Source organism: Pseudomonas sp. IT-P176 (assembly GCF_949767245.1).
In the GTDB taxonomy this organism is placed as follows: Bacteria; Pseudomonadota; Gammaproteobacteria; order Pseudomonadales; family Pseudomonadaceae; genus Aquipseudomonas.
Map to the genome: position 1 here is coordinate 38,127 of NZ_CATKPN010000011.1, position 12,002 is coordinate 50,128.

Here is a 12,002-nt window from a genome sequence, read left to right on the forward strand (position 1 = left end):
CTCTTTTTATTATGTGGGATGTGGGCTCATTCGAAGGGCAACTGGCGCAAGCCCCGTGCGCCCGCGACCACCACGACGTCTGATGCGATGGCCTGCGCCGCAGCGGCGGGCCCCAGGCGGTCTTGAGGCTTTAGCGTGAAACTGGCGCCGTCGTCGGTGCTGACAAGCACATGCCCGGCCTGGCTGACCAGGATGATTCGGCCGTCGGCGGTGATCGTGCTCGCGGTGATGCTTGAGGACAGCCCCAGTTCAACCTTGTCCCAGTTCACGCCGTGATCGACGCTGCGATAAACATTGCCCCGCAGGCCATAAACGAGCACCGAGCCCGGCTTGCCGGTGATGCCGAAATAGCTGCCGCCGTAGGGCGTCGGGAGGTTGATGAAGCGTTGCGTTGCCGGGTCCAGTTTCAATACCAGGCCTTGCTCGCCGACAATGAACAGGTCATCGCCGATTGCTCGTATCCCGTAGAAATTCAGCGCTCCCGGATTGTCGGTGCGATCCATCAACGGAACCCAGTTCCGGCCGCCGTCTTCAGTGCGGAAAATCAGATTGAACGCGCCGACGATATAGCCGGTTTTATCATTGGCGAACCAAACGTCCAGAAAAGGTTTGTCAGCCCCTTCATCGACCATTCGTTGAGCCTCGGCCAATAACGCCTCATTGGGCTGTTGCCCTTCATGCCTCTGAAAATGTTCGAGCATGATCTGCCCCAGCTGACGGCCATCGAGCTGACGCTTCCAGGTTTCACCCCTGTTGTCGCTGTGCAACACAATGCCGTCGTGCCCGACCGCCCACCCCTGCGTCGGGCTCGGAAAATGCACGGCCACCAGATCGGAACTCACCGGCACTTGTGCCTGGTGCCAGCGGACGCCGTTGTCATCGGAATAAAAAATATGGCCGCGTTGGCCCACGGCGACCAGGCGCTGACCTGCACGGGTCAACCCGGTGAACACCCCGCCAATCGCCTTGTCACTCTCAATCGCAGGGCTCGACAGCACGTCGACAAAGTCAGCGGCGACGACGGATCTGGTGAATGGGGCAGCCAACGCCAAAATTAGCGCAGTGAGCGCAATCCATCTAAATGTATTCATGAGGTCTACTCGGCAAAAAAAGCCGCCGAACAGTGCGATACACACTGTCGGCGACAAAAAAACACCTGCGTTATGGCTCAGCGAATACCCGTGCCGGCCAATGACTCAGGTGCCCACTGCGCTTTCGAAAGCGGGTCGATGTACTTGACGCCGCCGTACGGGCCGTAGATGCCGGTGATGTTGTAGCTGCCAGAGACCAGGTCATAAATCATGTGGTTATCGGAATTCGGCGCCTGCACGTCATAGCTGTATGCCAAATGTGCAAAGGACCCGCGGTACAGCTTGCCGCTGGCGTCATATTCATCCGAGGCCAGGGCGATCCAGCTGTCTTCGTCGAGGTAGAAGGTGCGCTTGCTGTAGATGTGGCGTTTGCCCGGTTTCAGCGTGGCTTCAACCACCCACACGCGGTGCAACTCCCAGCGCACCAGGTCCGGATTGACGTGATGCGGCGTGGTGATATCCGCAGCGACCTTGTGGTAGTTCAACTTGTACGTGTTGTAAGGAATGATCATTTCCTTCTTGCCGACGAGTTTGAAGTCGTAACGGTCCATTGCGCCGTTGAATACCCAGGCATCGTCATAGGTCGAAGCACCGGCCGAGCCAGGGTTTGGTGTGTCGTAGGCGATATCCGGTGCGAGTTTCACGCGGCGCTGACCAGGCAGGTATTGCCAGCCACGACGCTCCATCTTCAGAGGGTTGACGGCATCCTGCACCAGGATAGCTTCGCCTGCGCGACGGGCCGGGGCCTGGTAGTAGAGTTTGGTCTTGAAGAACAGATCCGTCTCTTTCGCCGGTTCCGTACGCTTCGGATCGTATAGCGGGTACTCCAGATAGCCATTACCGGTCGTGGCCAGTATCGCCCGGCCGGAACTGTCGACGTTCCAGGAGTCATATTTGATATTGGTGGCATAACCCTGATAACGCAGCAGGTGGTTCCACATGGCCTCATAGCCATCTTTCGGGATCGGAAACGGAACACCCGGCAACGCGTTTTCCAGTGCTACCCCGCCTTCGAGTGTCTTGGTGCCGACGGCATTTTTTGCGGTGTTGTCCAGCAACCGTTGAGGTAGCGCAACGCTGCGATGGGTCGGAAACACATCGACCCGGAACGTCGGGTAACGCTTGAGCAGTTCTTGCGTGGTCGCGGTCAGTTTGTCGGTGTATTGACTGAGGTTTTTGCCTTCGACGACGACGCGTGGCTTGTCGGCCTCGTAAGGGTCCGGACGGAACGAACTACCGGGTTGAAAACTGGCCGGCGCCGTGGTGAGACCGCCGGTGTAGGACGGAATGGTGTTGTCGGCATTGCCGGCCTTTTCAGCGCCGACGCCTGTCAGGCTGTTGCCGAGTTTGCTTGCTTCATCAGGGGACACGGCTGCGTGTGCCGCACCCGCGATGGCAACGGTCAAGGCAGTGGACAAAAGCGTATTGACGAACTTCATGGAGTGACTCCTGCTATCAAGCAAAGACTTCGATCAAATGGTCGTTTTGAAGGTAAAAGTGACCATGCCCCGATCCTTGAGCTGAGGCTGAGTACCGCCGAAAGCAGTGGTCTGCCCCGGTACGCAGTTGTATTGGCCGTTGGCCCCTGGTGCGGCACCCTCGCCCTGTGCACCTGCACCACCGGCTGAGCCGCAGGTGTCGAACGGACCAAAGTTGTCCACGTACTTCAGGTCAAACCGGTACTGGTTGTGCACGTCCATGCCAACGCCCACCGAGTAACTGCCGGAATCCTTGTTACCCCCGAGCTGAACCGACGAGTTGCCCGCAAGGCCGACGCTGTAGTTGGCCGGCAGGTACATATCGATGCCGGGGAACACCTGGTACCAGGTCGGGTTGAAGTTGACGCCCAGGACGTAGTTGTCCCTGGTGACCTTGTCGACACCGCGATACCAGTCTTCGCCTTTGAACAGTTGCTTGTTCTCGGTGACGTCCAGCCAGCGGCTGTAGGCGAGTTCAACCAGCAAGGTCGAACTGTCCCAGACCGGTGTCGCACCGAAAGTGGTCAAGCCGTTGAGCACCGCGTGCACGGTGTTGCCCCGGGCCACGCCGTTATCACCATCAAAGCTGCTGATGAAGCCAGGCAAACCGGCGGCACCGGCCACCGGATTGACCGTTGCCGGCACGCTGGCCAGCGGCATGTTGTGGCGATAGTTCAGGTCGAGACCGACGCTGACACCTTCGATGCTTTTCGACAGGCTGATGCCGTAGATATCGATATCGTCGACATAGAACTGGTTGTAGCTGCCGGCATTGCCGGAGATCAGTTGCGCAGGGCCGACCGCCGTTGGCTGCAACACCAGGTTGGGCAGAATGTCGGAGGTTTTGCGGTAGTAGAAACCCAGCGTACCCTGCAGCCATTCCGGGCTCCACTTGGCCATCAGGCCAAAGTCACCCTGGTTGTCCGGGGTAAACGTATGCCCGTTGGACAGCCGTAAAAACTGGTTGGCACCCAGTGGGCCAGGTGTACCGAACAGCGGGTTTCGGCCGCCGATCAACGACAGGTTGTGCCCGCCATTTTGAATGCCGTCGTTGAACCCCAGATAAGTACCCGACTCCGGCAACCGCGCGGCGTCCCAGTCCAGGAAGTACTGCGCGGCGAGGGTCAGTTCCGGGTTGACCGTGAGGCTGGTGGACAACTGATTACGCGGAATGAACAGTTCTTTGGCTTCTGTTCCCGGGACCGCCAGCGACTTGGAAATATCCAGGCCGGATTGGCCATAACTATTGCTATGGGCAAAGGCGAGGATGCTTTCGCCCCAGTAAACGGTGTGCTTGCCGAGCTTGCCGCTGAGCAGTGACTCATCGCCGACTTCAGTGCTGCCAAACACGAAGGCATCAAGGATTTCCGAAGAAGGACCGTTGTAATACCGATCGGCGTAACCGCTTTGATGATGAGAGTCCGGCTTACCGTTGTTGAGCTGATTGGTCGAGGCGTTATCGCTGCCAATATCGTCGTAGGCGTGGTCGTACCAAGTGTTGGCGCTGACACGGAAACCGACTTTTTCTTTGTAAACCACGTCCAGTTCGGTCAGCACATCCAGTCGTTGAGAAACGGGACTGCCGGAGGAGAAGTTGCGATCCCCGTCATTGTTGTTCCACGAATTGGCCAACTTGCTGTTGGGGGCTTCCACGCGCTGGGCGTAGTTGAACTTCAGCGTGTTGTCGAAGCGAACCGCAAAGTCTTCATTCCCCGTGTTGATCTCCACAGCCCCTACGGGCGCAATGCCCAGGCCGGTGAGAATGGCGGAGGCCAACAACCCTTTGCGAAGGTTTGCATGGCAGATCTTATTATTTTTGTTCATCTAGCTTGCCACCTGCTCTATGGTTTACGAAAAGTCATGGGTTGAATAACGGCGTAGTGAGCCTCCTCTCAGGTGCGCTGCAAAAGGGTGACCGACACCGCCCGGCCCAGGGCGGTGCTATGTTGTAAAGCCGTGCGGGCACCAGCAATTTGCCTGCCCTCGGCCACGCCGCGCAGTTGCCAGACCAACTCGACCAGTTGCGCCAACCCGGTGGCACCCGGGGCGTGACCACGTCCCAGCAAGCCACCCGATGGGCACACCGCATTCATCTGTCCTTTCAGGCGGCGTCCTTGCTGCACGAATCGATCGATCTCGTCTTCCCGGCAAAAGCCCAACGCGGCGCTATTGACCATGAAGTCGCCGACGCTTTGGTCGTGCAGTTCAACCACGTCGATGTCTTCCGCACCGAGGCCCGCCTGCTGATAGGCCAGTTGCGCGACTCGCCGGGTAGTTGCCTGTCCGAGCACATCCAGCACGCAACCCGATTCCTGCTCTGAAGCGCTGTCACTGCCCCTGACACTGGCCAGCACGGTGACGTCCACCCGAGCGCCGAAGCGCAGGGCGAAGGCCGGGGTACAGAGCAGGATGGCCGCAGCACCGCAGGCGGGCGGGCACAGATAAGGCGCGAGCCAGTCGTCGCGATCCGGCATGCGGTTCAATACGGCGTAGGGATTGCGCCCGGCCTGAGCCCGTGCCTGCTCAAGCACCTGATCGAAGCTGCTTTGAGCAATGCCCATGCGTGTCAACAACCAGCTGGTTTGGGCAGCGAACAACAGTGCCGGTTGTTGTCGACGCTCGATAAAGCCGATGGGGTGCTCAGCCTGCCTGACCGTCGCCAAATCATCGCGAGCGAGATCTTTCAAACCGAAAAACTCACGATTGGAAATGCCTGCCGGCATGCACTCGACACCCACCAACAGGACACATTCAGCCTGGCCGCACAGCAGGCTATTGCGGGCCAACTGGAAAGCACTGCTGGCCGACGCACAGCCATCGCCGAGGCTGAAAATCGGCACGCCCGAGTAGCCAATCTGCGACAACATTTGCTCGGCGACACCGGCTTCTGCGTGTACGCAGGAAGTAAACACCTGGTCGACCAGGTCATAGTCGATCCGCGCATCGGCCAGCGCCGCACGGATGGCTTGCCCCGCCAACGCCGCATGACTGTCAGAGCCACCCAGCGGTAGAAACGGCACCATTGCTGCACCGGCGATCAGCACTTTTTCAGACATAAACCTGCTCCCACTCGCCGATACGTTGGCGCATTTGTGGGTTCAGACTATTGCGAAGTCGAAAAGCGAACCCCCCCATTGACTGGGGGGGCGGCAGGAAATCGATTTTTTTTGGGGGGCGGGGGGGGGATTGAAAGATGATCCGTACGGATCACCTCGGGTGGTGGACTCGCATTAGCCCGCTGTCTCGAGAATTCCCAGCATGTATGCACGCGCGACAACATGCTGTCTGGTACCGGCCTGGAATTTTCCAAACAGGTTTTTCAAGTGCCACTTCACGGTTTCCTCGCCGACATTCAGCGCCAGGGCGATTTGCTTGTTGGACAGGTTGCGAGCCAATAGCTGCAACACCTCGCGTTCCTTGGGCGTCAGGAGACGACTCGCGGACACGCTCAATGGGGTGGGTTCCGGTCGCGCAACAGGTGCGGGCGTAGCGGTCGCCGTAAGCAATGGGACCGTTTCACCCTGAAGCGTCCGCTCCCATTTGATCAGGTCCGGATGGGTGTCCTGCACTACGCGTAACATACCGTTTTCTTGCGCGAGGCTGACAGCCTCCAGCAAATAGTCAGTGCCGCCCTGCCCCGTCGCCCGCAGTGCCAGTGCCCTGAGCAGCTTGATCTGTACGATGTCTCGCCCACGACGCAGGTGTTCGGCTGTTTCGCCAACCTTGTCCAGCACCGCCAGCATCGCCTCCCAGTCACGTTGGGCCAGTAAGGCATAAGCGTTGGCTACCCCGGCCAGCAAGTCCAGCTCCGGACCCAGCAACCCTGCTCGCTCACGGGCAATAACCGGCGTGAAACTGTCCAGTCGTCGCCATAATGCCTGGCAGGTATCGCTGCGTCCCTGCAAGGCATGCAGGCGTATTTGCTCTCCCAGGGAGGCAATGCAGAATCGTGGAATATTTCGCTCTTCTCCAAGGGCGAATAACGCCTCGAGCAGATCCTGCCCGCGATGCCCCTGCCCCTGGAGCGAGGCCAGTCGAGAGGCGGCGAGGAAACCCTGCACAATGGCATCGGGGGAGGCCAATCGCTCAACGATATCCAGCCTGTTCGCCAGCACCGTAGCGGTCTCCTGGACTTCCCCCTGTTCCAGCAACACCGTCGCCAGAGCGCTCGCTAACATGACCGCCACCGGACTGCGCCGACCGATGTCCCGTTCGGCATGCAACAGGCTGTCGTGCAACGCCGTGCGCGCCGACACCATTCGACCCTCGTATAAATAAGCAAGGCCGACCACCCACTCGCCATACCCGCGTACGGCATCAAGGCCAGGACTACCCGCGTAAAGCGCTGCTCGCTGAAAGATTCGCCGGGCTTTCTCCGGTTGTCCCTGCAATAGCGTCAGACGGGCGACCTGGGTCGCGACAATGGCTTGCACCTTGCTCGAGAACGAAGGCAATCGATCGACCCAAGGCATGATGAGTCCATGCGATTCATCCGGACGATCCGCAAAGTAGGCGGCTGCGGCAGCGATGGCGGCAGCTTCACAACGTGTCGCCTCGTCGGCGGACGGATGCTGTTCAATAGCAGCAATCAATTGCGCCGCTTCTGCCTGACGTTCTCCCAATGCCAATGTCCAGGCCGCCGCCAGGCAGATGCGCGGATGCGACAACACGTCAGCGGGGCCAAGCTCCTCGACCCACTCCAGCACCCGGCTGAACTGCCCTTGCAACATGACTTCGTACAGGCATTTGCCGATCAACGTATAGGCCGGTTGGGGCATGCCGGCCAACAGATATTGCCGGGCGGCCTGCTCCAGGAATCCGTATTGTTCCAGCCACACAGCGCCGCGCCGGTGATAACCCTGCCGCTCCTCCAACGGCAAGTCGGCAAAACGGCCGAGCAGAAATTCCCGCGCCAATGGATGGATGCGCACCCAGTCACTGTCGATACTTTCAACAAAAATCGGTGTCGAGGCACACAATTCCTTCAGCAATTCACCCGAGCGAGCGTTACCCGTCAGCGCTTCGCATAACAAGGGCTGGACCATTTCCAACAATGCAATGCCGGTCAGAAAGCGAACCTGCTCCTCCCGAAGATGTGCGAGCAGACTGTCGACGAAATATCGCTGGATATCCCCCAGACAAGTCGACAATTCTTCGACTGCAGCACTCCGATTCGAGCTCTTCTCCAACGCCGAAATCGCTAATTGCAGGCCAAGCGGCCAGCCTTCGGTTATCTCGTGCAACCGCACGCAGAGGTCGGCATCGACCCTTGCACCGAAACGGTCATTGAGGATGGCGAGCGCCTCTTCCACATTCAGTCGTAAAGCCGCTGTCATGATCGTCGTGAAAAGCCCTCTTGCCGCGAGGTCCGCCACCTGCAGATTCAACCGTACCCGAGAGGCCATTATGATGCGCAAATTGGCCGGCGCGTTGTGCAACAGGTACGTCAGGGAGTGACGGATCGTCAGCTCGGGCAAGGTATCCGCTTCATCCAGAATCAATACGGTTTCACTACCCAGATCAGCCACTTCCGCCAACCACTGCGTCAGCCCTTCCTGTTCGTCACGCCCCAGTCCCGCAATAGGCTCGAATGCGCGGGCAAACGACGGCCGACCGCTGCCAATTGCCATGGCAACTCCCAGCCCCTGGACAAAACGCGCACTATCATCCTGTGCATCCAGCGTCATCCAGGCCACCACGGCGCCGTGAGATAAACATTCACGGCGCCACTGGGTCAGCAGAAAAGTTTTGCCAAAGCCTGCCGGCGCTTGAACGGCGATCACCACTTTGTCGGTCAGTTCCTGGGTATGGAGACCCAGGCGGTTTCGCATCCGTGCTGATTTCTGACTACGCGGCGGTGTCGTTTTGAGGATCAGTTGGGGCTCTATGCAGTCCATTGTTTCAGACCTGAGTGGTTGAGCGACGCTTACCCAAGGAGCGTCTTAAGATCGCTGGATACAGTTCCAAACGGCCGAACACTACCATGGAATAGTCCGATGACTTGAACACCGGTGCAATCCAACACAAGCCGCTTGCGTACTTCGGCGGAGTGACCTGCTCGCTACGCCAAAGAACCCGCTACCGTCCAGCCAGGACTCTGTATTCGGCCGGCGTACTGGCGTGCGCAACCTTGAAGGCTGCAGTCAGGTGGCTCTGGGAGCTGAAGCCACACTCCAATGCCACATGCAAAATGGGTAGATCGGTCTGCATGAGCAGATCACGTGCATGTTCCAGTCGTAGATTCATCACATAGCGATGGGGCGGCATACCCATGGCACGCTGAAACAGCCGTCGGAAATGAGCCGGGCTGACACCCGCCTGGCCAGCCAGCGTGCTGATCGAGAGTTCCTGCCCCAGATGCTCGCGAATGTAGACCAGTACCGTATGCAGGCGCGCCAGATGAATATGCGGCGGATAAATACCTCTGCTCGCGTCAACCCGTAACGCACGATACACCTGCTCAAGCATGACCATGGCCAATCTTGCCATGAACCCCTGATCAGCCCCTTTCCCAAGACTTAGCTCATCCATCAATTGCCGGGCCGCTGCGCTCACCAAGCCATCACTGACGGGCAATGGTGCCTGCGCGCCAGCGCATAGTTCACGCAATTGTCGAAACACGCCATCAGTGCGCTCGGGCAGATAAAAGACCGCGAAATCAATGCTGCCGGAATAGTGCCATTGAGTGGCACAACCTGCAGGCAGCAGCATCGACAAGCGGGGCATCGAGGTTGAGCGCAACTCGCCCCCGGCCCCCTCATCCGCCCGCGAGCCACCGAACTGGGTCAACAGGGCCATGAAGTCAACGGGCGGGACGGATAGATCAGTCGTATGCAGGAAGTAGCGCTCCGCATACAAGGGGATTTCCCTGCACACCAGGCCGCCCAGCAAGGGCAATCCCAGTGTTTCATGGACCTGTTGCTGCGGATTCATGGGCATCTCGGGATGAGCATATTTTGACAAATATGACCGCTTTTCAGGTGAGTTGTCGATGTCGGGAAGAACAATAATCGGCCAAATATTCCGCCACTCGCCTTAATGCGAGGCGGGCACAACCGCTCGCCCGCATAACTGATCACAGCCAGGAGAACAGCGTGAGCAAGAAGACCGTCACTGTATTCGGCGCCACCGGGACTGCGGGCATCGCCTGCGTCAATGAGTTCATTCGCCAGGGCCTGGTCAATATCAATGTACTGGCGCGCCGCTCCGGCCAGGTGGAACGCTCATCGTCGGGCATCAGCAAGAGTGAGGCGCAAAAACAGCTGCAGTACGCCGAATGGGCGCGTCAGGGCGTGACCATCAAGGAGGTCGACGTCACCGTTACCGAAGCGCTGGTCCCGGCGCTGCGCGGCACCGACTACCTGGTGTCCTGCGTGCCGCTCTATGCAACCGAATCGCAGATGCCGCTGATCTTTGCCGCCAAGGAAGCCGGGGTCGAACGCTTCGTGCCATCCGAGTACGGCGCGATCTACGAATTCGAACAGTTCTGGCAAACCGACACCACGCACCGCTTGATGGCCCGGCAGAAGGCGTTCATCCGGCGCATGATCGAATTGGCCGGCATGGACTACACCATCATTCCGGCTGGTGCCTGGATCGAGTACTACATGCTCGAGCCGGTGATGGTGATGGGCGATCCCGACGTCAAGCTGGCCTGGTCGACCGGCGCGGATGTCGGTCGCATCATTGCGCATGTGCTGGCCCACCCGGCCTCGCGCAATGCGATCTGTCCAGTCGCGGCCACGGCCTGGTGTTCGTGGAACGAGCTGCTGGCCGCGCGCGAACAAGCCATGGGGCGCCCGATCGAGCGTAACGAGTTGACGCCCGAGCAGTGGCGCGCAGCCTACGCGGCTTCCCGTCCCGGTGCCATCCAGACCCTGCTGGCGATCGGCGTCGCCATGGTCGATACCCCAGCGGGCATGTCGCTGTGCGGCCACTGGAACAAGACCTTCCTCCCCGAGTTCAAGGGGACGCCGCTGCAAGAGCTGTTCGTCGACACCGTTGAGCCCTTCGTCGAGGCCACGCGCGCCACGCTGATCGCCGCCGGCGAACTGCCGGCCGACGCCTGACGCATCTCGAAAACCAAAGTGCAGGCCATAAGAAAAACCGAGTGATATGACGAGGCCCATCATGAAACTAAGTAACCGGATCAACCTGCCTGACATTTCAATAACCGGCTTTGAAACGCCCCTGAACGAGGTCGAGCGCGGCATCCAGGACAGCGTGCATCGCTTTGCCAAGGATTTCATGCGCCCCCTGGGTCAGGAACTCGACAAGATGACCGCAGAGCAGGTGGTCGCCCCCGGCTCGCCGTACTACAGCGTGTTCAGCGAAGCCGCCAAGCTGGGCCTGGATTCCGATCTGCTGGCCGAACTGCCGCCGGAAACGGCTGTACGCGTCGAATCCATGATCGGCGAGGAAATGGGCTGGGGCGATGCCGGCCTGGCGGTTTCCCTGGGCGTCAGCACCTTCCCGAACGAGATGGCCAAAGCCGTAGGGAACCAGGAGCTGATCGATCTGAGTGCCGGGAAAATCGGCTGCTGGATGATTACCCATCCGGACAAGGGTACTGACGCCGGCGCCTTCGACATGCAGCGCGACTGGGTGCCGGGGCAGTTAGGCAACAAGGGCAATCTCTTCGCCAAGGTCGGCGAGCACGAGATCGTCATTAACGGCCAGTGCTCGGCCTGGGTGTCCAACGGCGCGGTGGCCCAGGTGGCTCTGGCCTACATGACCGCCGACTATGGCAACGGCTTCTACGATGCCAATGGCTTGCCCTATGGCATCTCTGTAATCGTGCCCCTGGACTTGCCCGGTGTCAGCAAGGGCAAGCCACTGGAGAAGATCGGTCAGCGCGCCCTGCCCCAGGGCGAGGTGTATTTCGACAACGTGCGGATTCCCAAGCGCTTCGCCGTAGCCCTGCAGGACGAGTACTACGGCAACGTCGTTTCGACCTGGTCGTTCGCTGGCACCCACATGGCGCAATGGTTCACTGGCGTGGCACGTTCCGCCTTCGAACTGGCCCTGGCTTACTGCCATGAGCGCAAGCAGGGTGGCCAACTGCTGATCAACCACCAGCTTACCCGCTACCGCATCGGCGACATGATGCGTCGTGTCGAGCTTTGCCGGGCTGTCGCCCGCCGCTCCCTGGCCTATGCGCGCCTGTCCCCGCAGGGGCACCCCTGTGCCACGGCTTCCAGCAAGGTCACCGTGACCGAAGAGGCCATGCGCGTAGTCAGCGATGCCTTGCAGATGTTCGGCGGCAACGGCCTGACCCGCGAGTACCCCATGGAGAAGTTGTTCCGCGATGCCCGCGCCGCGCTGATCGAAGACGGCGAGAACATGATGCTCACCACCCGCCTTGGCTTCCTTGTCCAGGAGCTCTACGAAGACGGCTGGCCCCAGTACTGATCCCAAACCCGACTAACAATAA

The 12,002-nt window shown here is 59.6% G+C and carries 8 protein-coding genes; 2 read left to right on the plus strand and 6 right to left on the minus strand.

What is annotated here, in order from left to right; genetic code table 11:
• Positions 1-26: 26 nt before the first annotated feature.
• The 6 genes from ACM6IP_RS00215 to ACM6IP_RS00240 form a co-directional block, all read right to left on the minus strand.
• Positions 27-1,091 (minus strand): WD40/YVTN/BNR-like repeat-containing protein, encoded by a 1,065-nt coding sequence (locus ACM6IP_RS00215; protein WP_414860673.1) that lies wholly within the window; start codon positions 1,089-1,091, stop codon positions 27-29.
• Between the two features lie 77 nt (positions 1,092-1,168).
• Complete coding sequence (locus ACM6IP_RS00220; RefSeq protein ID WP_159995044.1) at positions 1,169-2,530, minus strand: DUF1329 domain-containing protein; 1,362 nt, start codon at positions 2,528-2,530, stop codon at positions 1,169-1,171.
• 33 nt (positions 2,531-2,563) lie between these two features.
• The gene (locus ACM6IP_RS00225) at positions 2,564-4,393 is read right to left on the minus strand and encodes a DUF1302 domain-containing protein (RefSeq protein WP_154860582.1); all 1,830 of its coding nucleotides are present in this window, start codon (positions 4,391-4,393) and stop codon (positions 2,564-2,566) included.
• A gap of 68 nt (positions 4,394-4,461) precedes the next feature.
• Positions 4,462-5,625: a thiolase C-terminal domain-containing protein gene (locus tag ACM6IP_RS00230; protein WP_401125873.1), complete on the minus strand. Its 1,164-nt coding sequence runs from the start codon at positions 5,623-5,625 to the stop codon at positions 4,462-4,464.
• Between the two features lie 174 nt (positions 5,626-5,799).
• Positions 5,800-8,466 (minus strand): LuxR C-terminal-related transcriptional regulator, encoded by a 2,667-nt coding sequence (locus ACM6IP_RS00235; RefSeq protein ID WP_414860674.1) that lies wholly within the window; start codon positions 8,464-8,466, stop codon positions 5,800-5,802.
• A gap of 181 nt (positions 8,467-8,647) precedes the next feature.
• A complete protein-coding gene (locus ACM6IP_RS00240) occupies positions 8,648-9,502 on the minus strand; it encodes a helix-turn-helix domain-containing protein (protein WP_401125877.1) in 855 nt (284 codons plus the stop codon).
• Between the two features lie 161 nt (positions 9,503-9,663).
• Here ACM6IP_RS00240 and ACM6IP_RS00245 point away from each other — a divergent pair, with 161 nt between their 5' ends.
• Positions 9,664-10,638, plus strand: coding sequence for an NmrA family NAD(P)-binding protein (locus ACM6IP_RS00245; RefSeq protein WP_401125879.1), 975 nt, complete (start codon positions 9,664-9,666; stop codon positions 10,636-10,638).
• Positions 10,639-10,699: 61 nt separating this feature from the next.
• Positions 10,700-11,980, plus strand: a complete 1,281-nt coding sequence (locus tag ACM6IP_RS00250) for an acyl-CoA dehydrogenase family protein (RefSeq protein WP_159995032.1) — start codon at positions 10,700-10,702, stop codon at positions 11,978-11,980.
• Positions 11,981-12,002: the final 22 nt, after the last annotated feature.

Coding starts and splice junctions, on each gene's coding strand:
- ACM6IP_RS00230 (WP_401125873.1), bottom strand. CDS start 5,625: ATGTCTGAAAAAGTGCTGATCGCCGGTGCAGCAATGGTGCCGTTTCTA.
- ACM6IP_RS00240 (WP_401125877.1), bottom strand. CDS start 9,502: ATGAATCCGCAGCAACAGGTCCATGAAACACTGGGATTGCCCTTGCTG.
- ACM6IP_RS00220 (WP_159995044.1), bottom strand. CDS start 2,530: ATGAAGTTCGTCAATACGCTTTTGTCCACTGCCTTGACCGTTGCCATC.
- ACM6IP_RS00215 (WP_414860673.1), bottom strand. CDS start 1,091: ATGAATACATTTAGATGGATTGCGCTCACTGCGCTAATTTTGGCGTTG.
- ACM6IP_RS00235 (WP_414860674.1), bottom strand. CDS start 8,466: ATGGACTGCATAGAGCCCCAACTGATCCTCAAAACGACACCGCCGCGT.
- ACM6IP_RS00225 (WP_154860582.1), bottom strand. CDS start 4,393: ATGAACAAAAATAATAAGATCTGCCATGCAAACCTTCGCAAAGGGTTG.
- ACM6IP_RS00250 (WP_159995032.1), top strand. CDS start 10,700: ATGAAACTAAGTAACCGGATCAACCTGCCTGACATTTCAATAACCGGC.